The 20,048-nt window shown below is 59.2% G+C and carries 18 protein-coding genes; 12 read left to right on the plus strand and 6 right to left on the minus strand.

Features of this window, described 5'->3' with window-relative positions; all coding sequences use genetic code 11:
* Window positions 1-277 precede the first annotated feature (277 nt).
* Window positions 278-1,195: a lipid kinase YegS gene (gene yegS / locus JOE33_RS23190; protein WP_032611605.1), complete on the plus strand. Its 918-nt coding sequence runs from the start codon at window positions 278-280 to the stop codon at window positions 1,193-1,195.
* Here the strand turns inward: yegS and JOE33_RS23195 are convergent.
* Both JOE33_RS23195 and JOE33_RS23200 read right to left on the minus strand, forming a co-directional pair.
* Window positions 1,179-1,841, minus strand: a complete 663-nt coding sequence (locus JOE33_RS23195; RefSeq protein WP_010430855.1) for a response regulator transcription factor — start codon at window positions 1,839-1,841, stop codon at window positions 1,179-1,181. The two genes, yegS and JOE33_RS23195, sit on opposite strands and share 17 nt — an antisense overlap.
* 167 nt (window positions 1,842-2,008) lie before the next feature.
* Window positions 2,009-2,440, minus strand: a complete 432-nt coding sequence (locus tag JOE33_RS23200; protein ID WP_054994324.1) for a hypothetical protein — start codon at window positions 2,438-2,440, stop codon at window positions 2,009-2,011.
* Window positions 2,441-2,890: 450 nt separating this feature from the next.
* Between JOE33_RS23200 and JOE33_RS23205 the strand changes: the two genes are divergently transcribed.
* Window positions 2,891-3,817, plus strand: coding sequence for a chemotaxis protein CheV (locus JOE33_RS23205; protein WP_003315817.1), 927 nt, complete (start codon window positions 2,891-2,893; stop codon window positions 3,815-3,817).
* 102 nt (window positions 3,818-3,919) lie between these two features.
* Complete coding sequence (locus JOE33_RS23210; protein ID WP_187625404.1) at window positions 3,920-4,729, plus strand: MOSC domain-containing protein; 810 nt, start codon at window positions 3,920-3,922, stop codon at window positions 4,727-4,729.
* Between the two features lie 57 nt (window positions 4,730-4,786).
* Here the strand turns inward: JOE33_RS23210 and JOE33_RS23215 are convergent, their stop codons facing one another.
* Window positions 4,787-6,715, minus strand: coding sequence for a transglycosylase SLT domain-containing protein (locus tag JOE33_RS23215; protein WP_003412171.1), 1,929 nt, complete (start codon window positions 6,713-6,715; stop codon window positions 4,787-4,789).
* A gap of 204 nt (window positions 6,716-6,919) precedes the next feature.
* Here JOE33_RS23215 and JOE33_RS23220 point away from each other — a divergent pair, with 204 nt between their 5' ends.
* On the plus strand, window positions 6,920-8,830 hold the full coding sequence (locus JOE33_RS23220) for an ATP-binding cassette domain-containing protein (protein WP_187625403.1): 1,911 nt from the start codon (window positions 6,920-6,922) through the stop codon (window positions 8,828-8,830).
* A gap of 68 nt (window positions 8,831-8,898) precedes the next feature.
* On the opposite strand, the gene JOE33_RS23225 is transcribed toward JOE33_RS23220, so the two are convergent.
* Window positions 8,899-9,339 carry a universal stress protein gene (locus JOE33_RS23225; RefSeq protein WP_010430840.1) on the minus strand — a complete coding sequence of 147 codons (441 nt, stop codon included), beginning with the start codon at window positions 9,337-9,339 and terminating at the stop codon, window positions 8,899-8,901.
* Window positions 9,340-9,468: 129 nt separating this feature from the next.
* Here JOE33_RS23225 and JOE33_RS23230 point away from each other — a divergent pair, with 129 nt between their 5' ends.
* The 7 genes from JOE33_RS23230 (at window position 9,469) to JOE33_RS23260 (ending at window position 17,955) form a co-directional block, all read left to right on the plus strand.
* Entirely contained in the window at window positions 9,469-9,906 is a 438-nt protein-coding gene (locus JOE33_RS23230) for a hypothetical protein (protein WP_187625402.1), read from the plus strand.
* A 693-nt stretch (window positions 9,907-10,599) separates the two neighbouring features.
* On the plus strand, window positions 10,600-12,765 hold the full coding sequence (gene fadB, locus JOE33_RS23235; protein WP_187625401.1) for a fatty acid oxidation complex subunit alpha FadB: 2,166 nt from the start codon (window positions 10,600-10,602) through the stop codon (window positions 12,763-12,765).
* Window positions 12,766-12,769: 4 nt separating this feature from the next.
* Window positions 12,770-13,945, plus strand: a complete 1,176-nt coding sequence (gene fadA, locus JOE33_RS23240) for an acetyl-CoA C-acyltransferase FadA (protein ID WP_003370497.1) — start codon at window positions 12,770-12,772, stop codon at window positions 13,943-13,945.
* A 104-nt stretch (window positions 13,946-14,049) separates the two neighbouring features.
* Window positions 14,050-14,286, plus strand: coding sequence for a DUF1653 domain-containing protein (locus JOE33_RS23245; protein WP_010430827.1), 237 nt, complete (start codon window positions 14,050-14,052; stop codon window positions 14,284-14,286).
* A gap of 113 nt (window positions 14,287-14,399) precedes the next feature.
* Window positions 14,400-17,012 carry a type I DNA topoisomerase gene (gene topA / locus JOE33_RS23250; protein ID WP_010430824.1) on the plus strand — a complete coding sequence of 871 codons (2,613 nt, stop codon included), beginning with the start codon at window positions 14,400-14,402 and terminating at the stop codon, window positions 17,010-17,012.
* A gap of 123 nt (window positions 17,013-17,135) precedes the next feature.
* A complete protein-coding gene (locus tag JOE33_RS23255) occupies window positions 17,136-17,657 on the plus strand; it encodes a DUF6586 family protein (RefSeq protein WP_010430821.1) in 522 nt (173 codons plus the stop codon).
* 64 nt (window positions 17,658-17,721) lie between these two features.
* Window positions 17,722-17,955, plus strand: coding sequence for a hypothetical protein (locus tag JOE33_RS23260; protein ID WP_003315798.1), 234 nt, complete (start codon window positions 17,722-17,724; stop codon window positions 17,953-17,955).
* Between the two features lie 14 nt (window positions 17,956-17,969).
* Here the strand turns inward: JOE33_RS23260 and sulA are convergent, their stop codons facing one another.
* Window positions 17,970-18,440 (minus strand): SOS-induced cell division inhibitor SulA, encoded by a 471-nt coding sequence (gene sulA / locus JOE33_RS23265; protein ID WP_010430818.1) that lies wholly within the window; start codon window positions 18,438-18,440, stop codon window positions 17,970-17,972.
* Between the two features lie 9 nt (window positions 18,441-18,449).
* Complete coding sequence (gene lexA / locus JOE33_RS23270) at window positions 18,450-19,058, minus strand: transcriptional repressor LexA (protein ID WP_003315796.1); 609 nt, start codon at window positions 19,056-19,058, stop codon at window positions 18,450-18,452.
* A gap of 256 nt (window positions 19,059-19,314) precedes the next feature.
* On the opposite strand from lexA, the gene psrA reads away from it, so the two are divergent.
* Window positions 19,315-20,031 carry a transcriptional regulator PsrA gene (gene psrA, locus JOE33_RS23275; RefSeq protein WP_003403692.1) on the plus strand — a complete coding sequence of 239 codons (717 nt, stop codon included), beginning with the start codon at window positions 19,315-19,317 and terminating at the stop codon, window positions 20,029-20,031.
* Window positions 20,032-20,048: the final 17 nt, after the last annotated feature.

A 20,048-nucleotide genomic window follows, 5' to 3' on the forward strand; every position in this document is an offset into this window, starting at 1 on the left:
GTGCTGTCAGTAAAGCTCATGAAACGAATAGCGACAGCACAAAAGTGCTTCAGTCCTGGCGCAGGCATTGATCCGTACAGCCCGTTGCGTGCTTCTCCCCAGTACCGGCGGGGGCGAATGAGCTGTTGCCAGGGTGAAAAAAATTTCCGCAACAGATGGGCTTTTTCCGGCTGACCGGGGTCACAGTCATGCGTCGTGCGAAATGTGTGCGGACGCCGATTACACAAAGAGCGTTGCTCGCAGGCTTCAATTCGTAGGGTTCGGCAGGGGAGGTGTCATGACACAACGCAGGGCAATGCTCATTCTTCACGGTAAACAGGCACTCAACGAAGACGTGCGTGATGCGGTGACAGACAAGCGCAAGCAGGGTTGGGAACTGGACGTGCGTCTGACCTGGGAAGCTGGCGATGCTCAGCGCCTGGTCAACGAAGCCCTGGCCGCCGGCCATCGGCACATCGTTGCGGGTGGCGGCGACGGCACCTTGCGGGATATCGCCGAAGCCCTGGCACTCGCTGAAACCAAGGCCAGCCTGACTATTCTGCCACTGGGGACTGCCAACGACTTTGCCCGTGCGGCCGGCGTGCCTCTGGAGGTCTCCAAAGCCCTGCAACTCATGGACGTGGCTCCGCGTGCCGTCGATCTGGGTGAGGTCGGCGGCAAGCTGTTCCTCAACATGGCGACCGGCGGGTTTGGCAGCCAGGTCACGGCGAACACCTCCGAGGACCTGAAGAAGGTCCTGGGTGGGGCTGCCTACCTGTTCACCGGCCTGACCCGATTCAGCGAGCTGCATGCGGCCCATGGCGAGCTCACCGGGCCGGATTTTCACTGGCGCGGTGATCTGCTTGCACTGGGTATTGGCAATGGTCGGCAGGCGGGTGGTGGACACGAGCTGTGCCCGACCGCGCTGGCCGATGATGGTCTGCTCGACATCAGTATCCTGCCAGCGCCTCAGGAGGTGGTCGGCACACTGAGGAGCCTTCTGGAGGGTGGCCTGGGTATCGATAACATGTTCATTCGAGCGCGCTTGCCGTGGGTAGAGCTCAAGTCCGCCCAAGGCCTGGATATCAATCTTGACGGTGAGCCGCTGTCGGGCGAGGACCTGCGTTTCGAGGCCCGGCCGGGCGCGCTTCAGGTGCACCTGCCAGCGGACTCGCCGGTACTGGGCGGCGCACCGAAGCTCAATCGTCCAGACTGATAATCCGTTCGCGAACGCAGAACAGCACCAGTCCGGCCACGTCGAATATCTGCAGGCGCTTCATGACCTGGGCACGGTGAGTCTCGATGGTCTTGACGCTCAGCCCCAGGCCATCGGCGATCTCGCGCGTGGACTTGCCGCGTACGATCAGGCGCAGGATTTCGAGCTGGCGAGCGGTCAGGCGATAGCGCTCTTTCGCCGCCCAGGCTCTGTCCGAAGGTGTACCGCGCAGTGCGCACTCGATGACCATCTCTGCGATGGCCGGGCTCAGATAGCGCTCGTTGTTACGCAACGCCCCCAGTGCCTGTTCGAGTTCCGCAGCCGTAGTGTCCTTGAGCAGGTAGCCATGCGTGCCGATGTCCAGCGCACGCATGATCATGTCCGGATCATTCTGCATCGACAGGATCAGCACCTTGCAGCGCGGTTGCATCTTCAACAGGTGCTCGAGTGCATCCAGGCCGTCGATGCTTTTCATGCAGATGTCGAGCAGGATGATGTCGGGCTTGAGCTGCTGAGCAAGGCTCGCCAACTGCGTACCGTCAGCCGTTTCGCCGAGGATGGTGTATCCAGGCATGTCTGCAACCAGCGCTCGCACGCCGGCTCTGATAAGGGAGTGGTCGTCGACCAATAACAGATTGCAGGTCATTGTGATTTCTTGTGCAAATGGGACGCGCTCAAGCGCGTGTGCAGTCTCTGGTCAAGCTCGAAGACGATGTTAACGGCATTAAAGACAATGAACGGAAAATGCTGACGCGACAACACTGCCTCAATGACATCGCGATGCGATTCTCAGCGGCCTGACGTGATGGCGTGTTATTGGCGGGTTGCATCTTTCGGCAAGGCCGATTGCGCGGAGACGCTGGCCAGTTTTTCCAGCAGCTCAAGCTGTTCGTGGTCGTCCATCGTCAGCTCTCCTGTTTGCGGATCGAGAAGCTCGACTTGCCAGTACATCAGTGTCAGGCAGTTCTTGACTGCCAGCAGAGCTTCCTGCGAAAGCTCACTGGTCTGGCTGCCGGTTTTCAACAGCTGGCACAGCTGGCGGGAAAAATCGGCAATGCACGGCACAGGAACGGCCTCTGCCTCTTGCGCGAGTTTGCGAAGGGTTGTCAGCAGGCAGCCGGTAGCGTCCTCGTCGTTGGGGATCAGTTCCAGATGCGAAAGACATTCTTCCGACTTGTGCAGAAGTGCCTGAGACAGGCTCAGAAACTCGTCGTGCTTGTGCTGCCAATCGTTGTGACTCAGCATCCTTTGTCTCCACTGATCATGGATAGCGAACTTCCGCCCGCGGCGAATAGCTGACAGTTAATGTCGATTTCAAACAAAAGTATGTAGGGCGTTTCTGAATGTTGCCAGCGCCGCTCGATTGCAAGGATTGGAAAGCGGACACAAACCTGACGCCATTCATATAATGAGAATGGCGTCACGATAGTGGCAAAGAGATGTCGATCATATCAGGTTATCCCTGATTGACTTTTTGCGGTTGTTTGATCTGGCTTTGGGCGCAAAGAGGCACCGAGGCATTTTCGGTGCTGGTTTGTGGCTGCATCTGCGTGTCTGGAAAGCGACATCAGTAAAGCATGATGCTAAAGTGACATCAATGCTTGAGGGTGGCCGTTTATCGCCATTAAGGTCCGGCTGATTTCAGCCGATACAGGCTCAACAGAATCAACGCGACCATCGCTTCAGGAGCTAATAATGGCAGGCATTCTCGACACAGTAGATCAGCGCACACAACTGGTGGGCGAGAATCGCCTGGAAATCCTCATGTTTCGCCTTGCCGGTCGGCAGTTGTTTGCGATCAACGTGTTCAAGGTCCAGGAAGTATTGCAGCTACCCAAGCTGACCCTCATGCCGCAACGTCATTCGTTTGTGTGTGGCGTGGTCAATCTGCGCGGCCAGACCCTTCCGGTGATCGACCTTTCCCAGGCCATCGGCATGCGCCCGCTAGTGCCGGGCCCGGGCAGCACGATCATCGTCACCGAGTACAATCGGTCGGTTCAGGCCTTTCTGGTCGGTGGTGTCGACCGCATCGTCAACATGAACTGGGACGCGATCATGCCGCCGCCGGTCAGCGCCGGTCGTCAGCATTACCTGACCGCCATCAGCAAAGTCGATGATCAACTGGTTGAAATCATCGACGTTGAAAAGGTGCTCGCCGAGATCGTGCCGTACAACGCCAAGGTGTCCCGCGAAAAACTCGAAGACCCGGTACTGGAAAATGCCCGTGGTCGCGAAGTGTTGCTGGTCGACGACTCCAAGGTCGCGCTGGCGCAGCTGCGCGACACGCTGTCCCAGCTGGGCCTCAAGCTGCACGTAGCCAGTGACGGCCTCAAGGCGCTGAACATGCTCAAGGCCTGGGCGGATGCCGGCGAGAATGTGCATGAGAAGCTGTTGATGGTGTTCACCGATGCGGAAATGCCGGAAATGGACGGCTACCGTCTGACCACAGAGATTCGCAACGATGCGCGCCTGCGTGGTCTGTACATCGTCCTGCATACCTCGTTGTCCGGCAGCTTCAACGAGTCGATGGTCAAGAAGGTCGGCTGTGACAACTTCCTCTCCAAGTTTCAGCCCGACAAGCTGGTCGAGGTCGTGCGCGAGCGTCTTTTGATGATTGTCTGACACCGCGCTCGATTCTTCATCGCGAGTGCCGCCGGCTTCGGCTTCGGATAAGCTTTGCTGTCTGCATCAAAGCTTATCCAGCCCTCAAAGGAATCGGCGCCCATGTTACGTCTCAGCTCGCTCTATCGTTTCCCCCTCAAATCCTGCAAGGCCGAGTCGATGCAGCGCGCATCCTTCGATGCGTTGGGGTTGGCGGGCGATCGACGCTGGATGCTGGTCGACGCCAGCAATGGCCGGTTCTTCACTCAGCGTGCTCTGCCGCACATGTCCCAACTGTCGGTGTTGTGGAGCGCCAGCGGCGGTGTGACGCTTTCGGCACCTGGCTTCGAGCCTCTGGATGTCGCGATTCCGCTGGATATCGACGTGAACCTGCGTGGTGTGACGGTCTGGCGCGACTCGTTGCAGGTGCCGGATGCAGGCGATGAGGCCGCCGAATGGGTCAGCCGGTTTATCGGCAAGCCCACGCGTATGGTCTACCTGCCGGCGGAGCGTGCGCGCTGGATCCCTGGCGGCTATCAGACGGTCAATGATCGGGTGAGCTTTGCCGATGGTTTTCCATTGCTGCTGATCGGGCAGGGTTCGCTCGACGACCTGTCAGCGCGCATGGGCAGGCCGCTGGAAATGCTGCGTTTCAGGCCCAATCTGGTGATTGAAGGCGCCGAGGCCTTTGCCGAGGATGGCTGGAAGCGCATCCGCATTGGTGACATCGAGTTCCAGCTGCTGACGCCTTGCGCGCGCTGCATCCTGACTACCGTCGACCCGGCAACCGGCGAGCGCAGCGCAGACCGCGAGCCATTCGCCACGCTCAAGACTTATCGGGAAGTGGAAGGCAACGTGCTGTTCGGTCAGAACGTGGCAAACGAGGGGTTGGGCGAGCTTGAAGTGGGGATGTCAGTCGAAGTGCTGGAGTAGGGGCGGGCATCGCTGTTGTCCGGCAGGAGTGCTGTACGCAGCACTCCTGCCGACCGGTCACTGGTCGTCGAAAAACCGCTCGTGCCAGTCCACCAGAGGCTGCGGCGAGTTGAGTTTCTGGCCGTAGATCACCGAGTACGACAAGACGTTCTGCACGTACTGACGGGTTTCGTCGAACGGAATGCTCTCTACCCACACATCGAAGGCCAGATGGTTGGCGCCTTTGAGCCATTGGCGTACGCGCCCCGGCCCGGCGTTATAGGCCGCTGAGGCTAGCACACGGTTGCCGTTGAACTGCGCGTGCACTGAGCTCAGGTAGGCGGCGCCCAGCTGAATGTTGGTGTCCGGGTCCAGCACCTGCTGAGGCGAGGCCAGCGGGATGCTGTACTTGCGCGCGGTCTCCTTGGCGGTGGCAGGCATCAGTTGCATCAGCCCGCTGGCACCGACGCCCGAGCGGGCATCGTCCATGAAGGCGCTTTCCTGGCGCGTGATGGCGAACACCCAGCTCGAATGCAGGCCACGCACCTTGGCTTCGCGTACCAGGGTGTCGCGGTGCGCCATCGGGAAGCGAATATCCAGGTCGTCCCAGTATTGCGCCTGGCTGATGGTTCGGATTGCCGGGAAATACCATTGCATGTCGTAGGCCAGCTTGGCCTGCGCAACCATCTCGTCACGATTGAACAGACGGCTCACGTGATACCACTCTCGTCGACCATTGACGATCTCGCCGCGGTCATGAAACTCCAGTGCGCGACGCACGCCGGGTGTGTTGCGCACCTTGTTGATCAGTGCCTGGCTCAGCACCAGCGGCTTGTTGTTGAGCTGGTACGGGCTCTGGGTGCGGTCGGCGGCCAGAAACCCATAGAAGTCACGTTCCTTGGCTACATCCTTGTACAGCGCGGCAATCAGCGGGCTATTGGGTTGCGCCAGTTCCAGAGAACGGGCTTCCCAGTAGCGCCAGCGATTGGTGGCTGCGAGGTCCTTGGGCAGTCGGCGCGCGAGCTCATAGGCGTCCTCCCAGCGACCCAGGCGCAGCAGCAGGCGCAGGCGCCATTCGGTCACGGTGTCGTCACGCAATTCAGGGTCGTATTTGGTCATGACCTCCAGCGCGCGGTCGTCATAACGACGTGCCAGGGTCAGACCGATTTCCTTGGCAATCTCGACCTGCTCTTCGCGGGAGAAATGCATGGTCGCGGCATAGCCATCGAGCATCGACAGGGCTTTCTGCGGGTCCTGCTTGGCGAGCCGGCGCAGGCCGAGACCGACCACGTCGGACATCGCTTCGTCTACCGGGGCAAATTGCGACGGATTGTTGACCATCTCCGGTTTCTGCGCGACAGCCAGCAGCAGGCGTCCTTGCGGTGCCAGCGAGTTAAGGCTGTCGACCAGCGTGCTGGCCAGGCTGTAATTGCGCGTCTGCGCCGCCAGCTTGGCGCGCTGCCAGCGCTTCTGTTCAGTCAGCTGGCCAGCGGCCGCCCACTGGGCAAAGAAACCGTCACAGGCGGCGGGTAATGTCTTGCCGGTCATCCAGAGCTTTTCGGCACTGGCGAAGCCTTCGGCGCGTTTGTTGCTGTTCAACTGGTACTGCCCGTACAGGCAGTCCAGCTCGACGAACTTCATCTTCGGGTCGTAATACTTGACGAAGGTCTGCCAGTCGCCACGCTCGGCCAGCCAGCGCAACCAGCGCAGCTTCATCCAGTTGGCTTGCGGCAGGTCGCCGTGTTCGGCAAGAAACTTCTCGATCTCGGGATTGCTTGCCGTTTTCAGGCGCGCTGTCAGTTCGTCGTATTCGAGGTAAGGCTCCAGCGGATAGTCGGCCAGGGCCGTGGCGTACATCTGGTAGGGGCCTGAATCGCCCTTGGCCAGTGCGCGCTTCGCTTCGTCGTAATACTTGCGTTGTTGGTTGAGGTCTACCGCATGAGCAGTCTGGACGGCGGTGGCGGAGAGGAGCAGGCACGATAAAAAGCTGAACAAACGACTGCGCATGAGACTTCCGAGCAGATGAGTCGGTGAAAAGTATTGCTAGCTTAGCCTTTTGCCAGCTCTTGGTGAAAGCATTGCCGACGAGCTTGTCTCATATGGAAATAATTGGCGGTCATAAAGTCTTGTCGAGGCGCGGGGCGGTGCCATGAATGCCGACATCCGCCTGCTATCTCAGGTAGAATGCGCGCCCGGTTTTTGGAGAAGCTCATGACCCTGCTCAAATTCAGCGATGTGTCCCTTGCTTTCGGCGCCATGCCGTTATTGGACAAGGTGTCCTGGCAGATCGCCCGTGGTGAGCGGGTGTGCATCATCGGCCGTAACGGCACAGGCAAATCCAGCATGTTGAAGCTGGTAAAAGGCGTTCAGAAGCCTGATGAAGGCGCCGTCTGGCGCGCGCCAGGCCTCAAGATCGGTGAATTGCCCCAGGAATTGCCGGTAGCCGACGAACGGACCGTGTTCGACGTGGTGGCCGAAGGTCTGGACGGCGTCGGTGCCTTGCTTGCTGAATATCATCACCTGGCACAGAACTGCGTCACCGAGGAAGACCTTAACAAGCTGATGCATGTTCAGCAGGACCTCGAAGCCCGCGATGGCTGGCGCTTGCAGCAGCTGGTCGACAGCACCCTGAGCCGCTTGCAGTTGCCTGCCGACAAGACCCTCGCCGAATTGTCCGGCGGCTGGCGTCGTCGCGTCCTGCTGGCCCAGGCGCTGGTTTCCGAACCGGACCTGCTGCTGCTCGACGAACCGACCAACCACCTGGACATCGGCGCCATCGCCTGGCTTGAAGAAGCCCTCAAGGATTTCCAGGGTGCGGTGTTGTTCATCACGCACGACCGGGCATTCCTGCAAAACCTCGCCACCCGCATTCTCGAACTGGACCGTGGTGGCCTGATCGACTGGAACGGCGATTACGCAAGCTTCCTGGTTCACAAGGAAGCTGCACTGGCCGCCGAAGAGACCGCCAACGCACTGTTCGACAAGCGTCTGGCTCAGGAAGAAGTCTGGATCCGTCAGGGCATCAAGGCTCGTCGTACCCGTAACGAAGGTCGCGTGCGGGCGCTCAAGGAGCTGCGTGTAGAGCGCAGCGAGCGCCGTGAACGCACCGGCAAGGCCAACATTCAGCTGGACACTGCCGAGAAATCCGGCAAGCAGGTCATGATCCTTGAGAACGTCAGCTTCGCTCATCCGGGCGGGCAGACCCTGATCAAGGACTTTTCCATGGTCCTGCAGCGTGAAGACCGTATCGGTCTGCTCGGTGCCAACGGTACCGGCAAGACCACGCTGCTCAAGCTGATGCTCGACAATCTGCAGCCGACTGCCGGCAAGGTTGAAGTCGGTACGCGTCTGGACGTGGCCTATTTCGACCAGTTGCGTCACCAGCTCGATCTGGAAAAGACCGTGATCGATAACGTTGCCGAAGGTCGTGATTTCATCGATATCGATGGCCAGAGCCGTCATGTCCTGAGCTACCTGGGTGACTTCCTGTTCAGCCCGCAGCGTGCCCGCACACCGGTCAAGGCGCTGTCCGGTGGCGAGCGTGCACGTCTGTTGCTGGCCAAGCTGTTCAGCAAGCCGGCCAACCTGCTGGTACTCGACGAACCGACCAACGACCTGGACGTCGAAACCCTGGAGCTGCTTGAAGAGGTTCTGCTGACCTTCAAGGGCACCGTGCTGATGGTCAGTCACGACCGGGCATTCCTCGACAACGTCGTCACCAGTACTCTGGTGTTCGAAGGCGAGGGCAAGGTTCGCGAGTACGTGGGGGGTTACCAGGACTGGTTGCGTCAGGGCGGTTCGCCGCGTCTGCTGGGCGTCGCCGACACCAAGTCGGGCAAGGCCGAGCTGGCCAGCGCTGTGGCGCAGGCCGCACCGGTTGCCGCTCAGGACATGCCGGTGGCGAAGAAGAAGCTCAGCTACAAGCTTCAGCGCGAGCTGGAGGCGTTGCCTGCGCAGATTGATGAAGTGGAAGGCAAGATGGCCGCGCTGAATGCGGAAATGGCCGAGCCGGGCTTCTACCAGCGCTCTGCAGAGCAGACTGCGGCCGTGCTGGCGCAGCTGGAAAACCTGCAGGCCGAGCTGGACAAGCTGCTGGAGCGTTGGGCCGAGCTGGACGAGTAATCGCCCGGCGCGTTCCTGACATGCACAAAAGCCCGGGTTAACCGGGCTTTTCGCTGTAGCGGGCCAGCTTACTCGGGTTTCTTGAGGCTCACTGCCAGCACATCGCAGGGTGCGCCGTGCAGAACGTCGTTGGCTGTCGATCCGAGCAGCAGGGCCAGGCCGTGACGGCCATGGCTGCCGACGACGATCAGGTCGCACGCTTCGCTCTTGGCCAGCTTGTGAATTTCCTGGCGGGGCTGGCCGAACACCATGTGGCTTTCGCTGTTCTCCAGTTGCGGATACTTGAGTTTCAGCTTATCGAGTTTATCCCGGGCCTGATCGATCTGTTGCTGTTGCAGCTGTGAAAGGTCCATCGGCACGTCGCCGCCGAACGCCATCGCGATCGGTTCGACAATGTGCACGACCGACAATTTTGCCTCGCTGGCCTTGGCCAGCTTGCTGGCGCGACGGATGACCGGGTCACACTCATCGGTGAGGTCGATGGCAACCAGAATGTGTTCGTACGGCATGAGGGTGTCCTCCGGGAGAATGCAATGATGGGAGTATGGCTCTTTCGTTCGCATCTGGGCAGGCCCATGTGCAAGTCATTGTTTTCAAGAATGTTGTAAAGAGCCTGAAATCGGGTGGGGGCAAGAAATATGACGTTCTGGATAGTCCTGTCAATCATTGGTGTGATGCTGAGTCCGCTGGTATGGTTACGTCCCTCACGTCAGCAGAGCGGCAGGATGGCGCTGCGCATGCAGGCGCGGCGCCTGGGCATGGGCATGCAACTGACCCCGCAGGAATGGCCGCACTGGCTGAGCAAGGAGCCGCCCAGTCCTTGCGCGCAGTACCATCGTCCGCGTCTGGGCTCGCATGCAGATGCCTGGGTGTACTGGCAAAGCGAGCCGGGCGTGTGGCGCAACCGCTGGCGCGAACCTTGCGAAGACGCAAAGCTGCTGCCTTATCTGCAAACGCTGCCCGGGGATGCCTACAAGGTCGAGGCTGACGGGCAGTTGATTGCGGTTTACTGGGCCGAGCGGGGCGAGGCAGAAGTGTTACAGCGTATTGACGCGGTGCTCAAGGCGCTGGCCTGACCCTGAATCGCAGGCATTAAAAAGCCCGATAACAACATCGGGCCGGGGTTGGCCAGGCAGGCCGATAATTCGTCGCGTGCCGACAGGCTTTCGCCGCCATGTCGGCTTTCGCTGTTGCGCACCCGCAAATCAGCTGCATTGCGAGCCTCTTGTGGCGCAGTGTTGCGACTCTAGACCTTTTGCTCCTTTTTGTCGCGATTCCTGCAAATATTTTTTGCGCGTGCCCTCGTGCGGTGCGTTCCTGGCTGATTTTTCCCTGTACCTATCGAATGTCACGCGGTGTGGCTATCGTCATGCAGATGCCCGCCAGGCCTTGCGTGGCAGCGTATTATGGCGTGCCCCGTGCGGCAGCTGCAGGGCATTCGAATGGCCACTATCATTGGTGCGAATGATGGAGGATCGTAGGTCTACGTGGGCATTATGAAGCCTGCGCATGCTCCTGTTAAAACGACGATTTTCAGACGTTTTGTCGAATTGACAATCGTGTGGTTATGCCTGATGGTGTGCGTACCCAAATCAAACGGGCGTATGAAATGAGCGTTTGGTCGTCAGAGGGCTCTGACAGAATCCCGACTACCACGTCGCGGCGGTAAGCGTGTGATTTGGCGTGTTCATCGACGGCGACGTCGTAGCCCCGTCGGACATTGAGGTCCGGCGGGTATTGTTCAGCTTCCATATTGTGGAGATCAGTTGATGATTTACGAAGGTAAAGCCATCACGGTTAAGGCTCTTGAAAGTGGCATCGTCGAATTGAAATTCGACCTCAAGGGTGAGTCCGTCAACAAGTTCAACCGTCTCACCCTCAATGAGCTCCGTCAGGCAGTCGATGCGGTCAAGGCTGACGCGTCGATCAAGGGCGTGATTGTCACCAGTGGCAAAGATGTATTCATTGTCGGCGCGGATATCACCGAATTCGTCGAAAACTTCAAGTTGCCGGAAGCTGAACTGGTCGCCGGCAATCTGGAAGCGAACAGGATTTTCAGTGATTTCGAAGACCTGAACGTGCCGACTGTCGTGGCAATCAACGGAATCGCGCTGGGCGGCGGTCTGGAAATGTGCCTGGCCGCAGACTATCGAGTCATCGCCAGCAGCGCTCGTGTCGGTCTCCCCGAGGTCAAGCTGGGCCTGTACCCGGGTTTCGGCGGCACCGTGCGTCTGCCACGCATCATCGGCGCTGACAATGCAATCGAGTGGATTGCCTCGGGCAAGGAAAACGCTGCGGAAGATGCTCTCAAGGTCGGTGCCGTGGACGCGGTGGTAGCGCCCGACAAGCTGCAGGCTGCTGCCCTTGATTTGATCCAGCGCGCCATTTCCGGCGAGTTCGATTACAAGGCCAAGCGCCAGCCGAAGCTGGACAAGCTCAAGCTCAATGCCATCGAACAGATGATGGCATTCGAAACCGCCAAGGGCTTCGTCGCAGGTCAGGCCGGCCCGAACTATCCGGCCCCTGTCGAAGCTATCAAGACCATCCAGAAAGCCGCCAACTTCGGTCGTGACAAGGCGCTGGAGATCGAAGCCGCCGGTTTCGTTAAAATGGCCAAGACTTCTGCCGCGCAGAGTCTGATCGGCCTGTTCCTGAACGATCAGGAACTGAAAAAGAAAGCCAAGGGCTACGACAGGATCGCCAAGGACGTGAAGCAGGCTGCCGTACTGGGCGCCGGCATCATGGGCGGCGGCATTGCCTATCAGTCGGCAGTCAAAGGCACGCCGATCCTGATGAAGGATATCCGCGAAGAAGCCATTCAACTGGGTCTGAACGAAGCGTCCAAACTGCTTGGCGGTCGCCTCGAGAAAGGTCGTCTGACCGCTGCGAAGATGGCCGAAGCGCTTAACGCCATTCGTCCTACGCTGTCCTACGGCGATTTCGGCAACGTCGATCTGGTAGTGGAAGCGGTCGTCGAGAACCCCAAGGTCAAGCAGGCGGTACTGGCCGAAGTCGAAGCCAACGTGGGTGAGAACACCATTCTGGCGTCCAACACCTCGACCATTTCGATCAGTCTGCTGGCCCAGGCCCTCAAGCGCCCGGAAAACTTCGTCGGCATGCACTTCTTCAACCCTGTGCACATGATGCCGCTGGTGGAAGTGATCCGTGGCGAGAAGTCCAGTGAAGAAGCAGTCGCCACGACTGTTGCCTATGCCAAGAAAATGGGCAAGAACCCGATCGTGGTCAACGACTGCCCGGGCTTTCTGGTCAACCGCGTGCTGTTCCCGTATTTCGGCGGCTTCGCCAGACTGGTCAGTGCGGGCGTGGATTTTGTGCGCATCGACAAGGTCATGGAGAAATTCGGCTGGCCGATGGGCCCTGCCTACCTGATGGACGTAGTCGGTATCGACACCGGCCACCATGGTCGTGATGTCATGGCCGAAGGCTTCCCTGATCGCATGAAGGACGATCGTCGCTCTGCGATCGACGCGCTGTACGAAGCCAAGCGCCTCGGGCAGAAGAACGGCAAGGGTTTCTACGCCTACGAGACCGACAAGAAGGGCAAGCCCAAGAAGGTCAACGACCCGGCGGTGCTGGATGTGCTCAAGCCGATTGTCTACGAACAGCGCGAAGTCAGCGATGAAGGCATCGTCAACTGGATGATGATCCCGCTTTGCCTGGAAACGGTCCGCTGCCTGGAAGACGGCATTGTCGAAACCGCTGCCGAGGCTGACATGGGCCTGATCTACGGCATCGGTTTCCCTCCGTTCCGTGGCGGCGCGCTGCGCTACATCGATTCCATCGGTGTTGCCGAATTCGTTGCCCTGGCTGACCAATACGCCGAACTGGGTGCCCTGTATCAACCGACCGCGAAGCTGCGTGAGATGGCCGCCAATGGCCAGAGCTTCTTCGGTCAAGCGTCTTCCGAGGAATGAACCAATGAGCCTTAATCCAAGAGACGTCGTGATTGTCGACTTCGGTCGCACCCCGATGGGCCGCTCCAAGGGCGGTATGCACCGCAACACCCGCGCCGAAGATATGTCCGCGCACCTGATCAGCAAATTGCTCGAGCGCAACAACAAGGTTGACCCGGCTGAAGTCGAGGACGTGATCTGGGGCTGCGTCAACCAGACCCTGGAGCAGGGCTGGAACATCGCGCGTATGGCGTCATTGCTGACCCAGATCCCGCACACCTCGGCCGCGCAGACGGTAAGCCGTCTTTGTGGTTCGTCCATGAGCGCACTGCACACCGCTGCTCAGGCAATCATGACCAACAACGGTGACGTGTTCGTCATCGGCGGTGTCGAGCACATGGGCCATGTCAGCATGATGCATGGCGTTGACCCTAACCCGCACATGTCCCTGCACGCCGCCAAAGCCTCCGGCATGATGGGCCTGACCGCTGAAATGCTCGGGAAAATGCACGGCATCACCCGCGAGCAGCAGGACGCTTTCGGTCTGCGTTCCCACCAGCTGGCTCACAAGGCGACGCTGGAAGGCAAGTTCAAGGACGAGATCATCCCGATGCAGGGTTATGACGAAAATGGCTTCCTCAAAGTCTTCGACTACGATGAGACCATCCGTCCGGACACTACTCTGGAAAGTCTGGCGGCACTCAAGCCTGCCTTCAATCCAAAAGGTGGCACCGTGACCGCCGGTACGTCCTCGCAGATCACTGACGGTGCGTCGTGCATGATCGTCATGTCGGCCCAGCGTGCCCAGGACCTCGGTATCCAGCCCATGGCGGTGATCCGCTCGATGGCCGTGGCCGGTGTCGACCCCGCAATCATGGGCTATGGTCCGGTTCCGGCGACCCAGAAAGCGCTCAAGCGCGCCGGTCTGAGTATTGCCGATATCGACTTCTTCGAGCTCAACGAAGCCTTCGCTGCACAGGCCCTGCCGGTGTTGAAAGATTTGAAAGTGCTCGACAAGATGAACGAGAAGGTTAACCTGCACGGCGGCGCCATCGCTCTGGGGCATCCTTTCGGGTGTTCCGGTGCACGCATCTCCGGCACTTTGCTCAACGTCATGAAGCAAAATGGCGGCACCTTCGGTGTGTCGACCATGTGTATTGGTCTGGGTCAGGGTATCGCGACCGTTTTCGAACGCGTCTGACTTCCCGAGTGTGATGCGAGCCGGGGCTTGGTGCCCCGGCTTTTGTTTTTTGAAAAAATGGTTTCAGGCAATTTTTTTGGACGTGTTACAAAGGGGACCGCAACATGCAGCTGCAACCAGGGCTCTATCGCCATTACAAGGGCCCGCACTACCGGGTTTTCAGCGTTGCAAAACATTCCGAAACCGAAGAGGAGGTCGTGTTTTATCAGGCTTTGTACGGCGATTTCGGGATGTGGGTACGTCCCTTGGACATGTTTCTCGAGTCGGTCGAGGTTGACGGCGAGCACGTCCCGCGCTTTGCTCTGGTTGAGGCTGAACCCAGCCTGTTTTCCCGAACATGAGAGGGGATTGCACAACAGGCTGTGCTTGACCTCACCTTGTAGCCACTATATATAGCGTGGCCTTTACAAGCTCCTCACTGTCTTTCATCTAGTATTCAGGAATTTTCTGATCCATGGGCAAATCGCTGGTCATCGTGGAATCCCCGGCTAAGGCCAAGACCATCAACAAGTATTTGGGCAACCAGTACGTGGTGAAGTCGAGTATCGGCCATATCCGAGACCTGCCCACCAGCGGTTCGGCTAGTGCCGCCAAAGATCCTGCCGCCAAGCGTGGCAAGGCTGCTGCGGGCGAAGGCCCGGTACTGACGCCGAAAGAAAAGGCGCAACGCCAGCTGGTCTCACGCATGGGAGTCGATCCGGAACACGGCTGGAAAGCCAAGTACGAGATCCTCCCTGGCAAGGAAAAGGTCATTGAAGAGCTGCGCAAGCTCGCCAAGGATGCCGACATCATCTATCTCGCGACGGACTTGGACCGCGAAGGGGAAGCCATTGCCTGGCACCTGCGCGAAGCCATCGGTGGTGATGACAGCCGCTACAAGCGCGTGGTGTTCAACGAGATCACCAAGAAAGCCATTCAGGAAGCGTTTTCCAAGCCTGGCGAACTGGACATCGCCCGGGTCAACGCCCAGCAGGCGCGCCGCTTCCTCGACCGCGTCGTCGGCTACATGGTCTCGCCGCTGCTCTGGCAGAAAGTTGCCCGAGGCTTGTCCGCCGGACGTGTGCAGTCGGTCGCAGTAAAGCTGGTGGTCGAGCGCGAGCGTGAAATCCGTGCGTTCAACCCTGAAGAGTACTGGGAGATCCACGCCGATCTGGGCACCGCGAAGGGCGCCAATGTGCGTTTCGAAGTGGCGCGGGAAAACGGCGAAGCATTCAAGCCGCTGAATGAAACCCAGGCCATGGCCGCCCTTGAAAAGCTCAAGGCGTCCAGCTATAGCATCGTCAAGCGTGAAGACAAGCCGACCAGCAGCAAGCCATCGGCACCGTTCATCACTTCGACCCTGCAGCAGGCGGCGAGCAATCGTCTGGGCTTCGGCGTAAAGAAAACCATGATGATGGCGCAGCGCTTGTACGAAGCGGGCTACATCACTTACATGCGTACTGACTCTACCAACCTGTCGGCTGACGCAGTCAGTATGGCGCGTGACTACATCGAAACCGAGTTCGGCAAGAAGTACCTGCCGGAGTCGCCCAACGTTTACAGCAGCAAGGAAGGCGCGCAGGAAGCGCACGAAGCGATTCGTCCTTCCGACGTCAACACTCATCCGAGCAAACTGGCAGGGATGGAGCGTGACGCCGAACGTCTTTACGAGTTGATCTGGCGTCAGTTCGTGGCCTGCCAGATGCTGCCTGCGCAATACCTGTCGACCACTGTCACGGTCGCCGCGAGCGACTTCGAGCTGCGCGCCAAGGGCCGCATCCTGAAATTCGACGGCTACACCCGTGCGTTGCCGCAGATGGCCAAGCCGGGCGATGACGATGTTTTGCCGGACATGGCGCAGGGTGAAACCCTGAAACTGAACAAGCTCGACCCAAGTCAGCACTTCACCAAGCCGCCTGCGCGTTACTCGGAAGCGAGCCTGGTCAAGGAGATGGAAAAGCGTGGCATCGGCCGTCCGTCGACCTACGCAGCGATCATCTCGACCATCCAGGACCGTGGCTACGTGGCGTTGCATAACCGCCGCTTCTACTCGGAAAAGATGGGCGACATCGTCACCGGACGTCTGTCCGAAAGCTTTTCCAACCTGATGGATTATGGCTTTACCGCCGGGATGGAAGAAAACCTCGACGACGTTGCTCAGGGTGAGCGCGACTGGAAAAACGTACTGGACGAGTTCTACGGCGATTTCCGTAAAAAGCTCGACGTGGCCGAGGCTGCCGATGGCGGCATGCGCGCCAACCAGCCGGTGATGACCGATATCCCGTGCAAGGTGTGCGGCCGTCCGATGCAGATCCGTACCGCCTCGACGGGCGTTTTCCTGGGGTGTTCCGGTTACAGCCTGCCGCCCAAGGAGCGCTGCAAGGCGACCGTCAATCTGACTCCCGGCGACGAAATTGCCGACGATGATGAGGGTGAGTCCGAGTCGCGGGTTCTGCGCGGCAAGCATCGTTGCCCGATCTGCAGTACTGCGATGGATGCCTACCTGCTGGATGAGAAGCACAAGCTGCATATCTGCGGCAACAACCCCGATTGCACCGGCTACGAGATCGAGGAAGGCACTTACCGCATCAAGGGCTACGAAGGTCCTAGCCTGGAGTGTGACAAGTGCGGCAGCGAGATGCAGCTCAAGACCGGCCGTTTCGGCAAGTTCTTCGGCTGCACCAACCCGGACTGCAAGAACACCCGCAAACTGCTGAAAAGCGGTGACGCGGCGCCGCCGAAGATGGACCCGGTGAAAATGCCGGAGCTCAAGTGCGACAAGGTTGACGATACCTACATCCTGCGTGATGGTGCTTCGGGTCTGTTCCTGGCCGCCAGCCAGTTCCCGAAGAATCGCGAAACCCGCGCACCGCTGGTCATCGAGATCGCCCCGCACAAGGACGAAATCGATCCCAAGTATCACTTCCTTTGCGAAGCGCCGAAGAAGGATCCGGACGGTCGTCCAGCAGTGATCCGCTACAGCCGCAAGACCAAAGAGCAATACGTCCAGACCGAAGTAGAGGGCAAGCCTACCGGCTGGCGTGCGTTCTACGACGGCAGCGCCTGGAAGGTTGAAGACAAGCGTTGATCGCAAGCGCCCGGCTCAAGAGAGTCGGGCGCTGTTTTCGATAGGCATCCGCCTGTTTCGCCGGACTGTCCAGTCCCCGCAGGCTATGCTGTTCTCTATCCCATCGTTGTGGAGAGTGTCGCCATGGCTCATGAGCTCTATACCCGTACCAACCAGAAACTCTATTTCGCAGGGCTCTCGCTCGAAGCGTTGGGGAGGGCGGAGAAGGGGCAGGCGGTGAACTCTCCTGCGTTGTTGCAGGCAGAGCGCGAGTCCGCGCTGTTTCATCTGTATGGTGCGCTGCTGGGCCTGTGCCACGAGATCGCGGGCTACTACCGTCTGCCGCAAGCCGGTGCGCGTCGTGCGGAAGAATTGTTGACGCAGGAAGTGCTGAACGCCATCGCCATTCCCGAAATGGCCGAGCTGGTAGAGCTCGCCCAGAATCGCCAGACGTGGCTTGCGCAATTGCTGGCGGCCTATAACGCGCTGTATGAGCCACCACGTGCGCCGAAAAAGCTCAAGGGTGATGTTACGCAGCCGATGATACAGGCAGTGAACCTGGACGCCGAGCCGGAGTCTGAACTCTCACGTGAAGAGCTAGAAAATTGGCGTCAACAACTCAAAGGGTTGGCCATCCGTTTTCGTGAAGGCCTGAGCGAGTGCTGAAAACCAATGAAGTAAGGGCTGGCAGGCTGTTACAATGCCGGCTTATCGCGGAGTAACTGTACCAATGCCTACCTCTTTCCTGGAAATTGTCGAACTACCTGACGGACGTATCGAGCTGCGTCGTGCCGATGACGAGGGTTCCCTGGTAACGCTTGATTTCTCTGCGGATGCCAAGGCGTTCATGCAAGGTCAGCATGTCGAAGTCGCCAAAGCCATGTTGAGTGTGGGTGTGCAGATGGCTGGCCGCCTGGCTGAAGGCGAAATCGAAAAGGATGATGTGCCACACGTTCTGCACTGATCGACGACTGGGCTTCAGCCCAGCCGGATGTTCAGGCTCTGTGCTTCCCCGATTTTTGCTGCACTGATCAATTGCTGACGCGCTATGGCGCCCAGCGGGTTGATCCAGCTCACCACCGTATGACTACGGCCCAGTCGAAGTGCTTCGCGAGTCAGCTCCAGTACGCTTTGTGCGCCGCGTGGCTGCAGCAGCAGAATCCGCTCCCTGTTGAGTCCCGCATCGCGCAGCCATGTCTGCGTCAGGCTGGATGGCGGTGCGATCAGTGTCAGCCAGCGTGCATCCAGCTCCTCGCTCAGTTCCCGAAGGATGGGCGCAAGAAGATTGAGGCAGTTCCCGGCGGCGCCGCGCAATGACAGTTCACTGAAGGGCTCTGGCTCATCGCTCCACGGCGTTTCGACTGCATCTGTGAGCAGTGGGGCGATGGGCTGCGCCAGAAATGCCTCGAACAACGGCAATTGCGAATGCGGTGCTTGATGGAACTGCATAACGTCTCCTTAGCGGCGAATGACGCCGACGCTCAAACCTTCGATCACCAGTTCCTGATCCTTGAGATCGACCTCGATGGGTGCGAAATCAGGGTTCTCCGCCAGCAGCCAGACCTTGCTGCCTTCACGCTTGAAACGCTTGACGGTCACTTCATCGCCTATCCGGGCCACCACGATCTGGCCGTTGCGGGCCTCGCGTGTGGTGTGCACGGCGAGCAGATCGCCATCCAGAATGCCGACGTCCTTCATGCTCATGCCATGAACGCGCAACAGGTAGTTGGCGCTGGGGTGGAAGAAGGAGGGGTTGATGTTGCAGGACTCTTCGATGTGTTGCTGGGCCAGGATCGGTGCACCTGCTGCAACGCGGCCGATGACTGGCAGGCTGCTGTCATCCGGCCGCGCTTCGAAGCCGGGGATGCGAATGCCGCGTGAAGCACCCGGAGTCATTTCGATGGCGCCTTTACGGGCCAGGGCCTTGAGGTGCTCTTCCGCCGCGTTGGGCGACTTGAAGCCCAGCTCCTGAGCGATTTCCGCACGTGTCGGCGGGAACCCGTTGTCTTCCAGGCAGCGTTTGATGAAACCCAGGATTTCAGCCTGGCGTGGCGTCAGTTTGATCATGAGGGGCGCTCTGGCTTTTTATACAGTGACTGGGATTATATACAGTGAAGGCGCGTTGGCAATCATCCATTTCATTTTCGTCGCCGGACGGTGGTCAACCCAGACAGCGCCTCTCGTCAAAAACCGCAGCAATATTCACGTTTTGTCATTTAACATCCATTAGCGTGACTGTTCGGCCACAAAATGAACGGCCTGGCTTGACAATCGAGGCGTTTGATACGTATGTTTCAAACGTTCGTTTGTTAGGCAGAGAGCCATGGCCCAGTCAGAAACCGTTGAACGCATTCTTGATGCTGCAGAGCAGTTGTTTGCAGAGAAAGGCTTTGCCGAAACGTCCTTGCGTCTTATCACCAGCAAGGCGTCGGTCAACCTGGCTGCGGTGAATTATCACTTCGGCTCGAAGAAGGCGTTGATTCAGGCCGTGTTCTCGCGTTTTCTGGGACCGTTCTGCATCAGCCTCGATCGCGAACTGGAGCGTCGCCAGGCAAAACCCGAACACAAGCCAAGCCTTGAGGAACTGCTGGAGATTCTCGTCGAGCAGGCACTTGTGGTGCAGCCGCGCAGCGGTAACGACCTGTCGATTTTCATGCGCTTGCTGGGGCTTGCCTTCAGTCAGAGCCAGGGCCACCTGCGCCGCTACCTCGAAGACATGTACGGCAAGGTGTTCCGTCGCTACATGACGCTGGTCAACGAAGCGGCCCCGCGCATTCCGCCCATCGAGCTGTTCTGGCGTGTGCACTTCATGCTCGGTGCTGCCGCGTTCAGCATGTCCGGGATCAAGGCCCTGCGCGCCATTGCCGAGACCGATTTCGGCGTCAATACCTCCATCGAGCAGGTCATGCGCCTGATGGTGCCGTTTCTGGCCGCTGGCATGCGCGCTGACACCGGCGTCAGCGACCCCGCGATGATCGCCGCCCAACTCAGGCCGCGGACCAAAAGCAGCACCAGCACACCTGCGGTCGCCAAGGCCTGAAGCCTCTGCCGTTAATC

The organism is Pseudomonas sp. PvP027 (assembly GCF_017833005.1).
Classification (GTDB): Bacteria; Pseudomonadota; Gammaproteobacteria; order Pseudomonadales; family Pseudomonadaceae; genus Aquipseudomonas; species Aquipseudomonas congelans.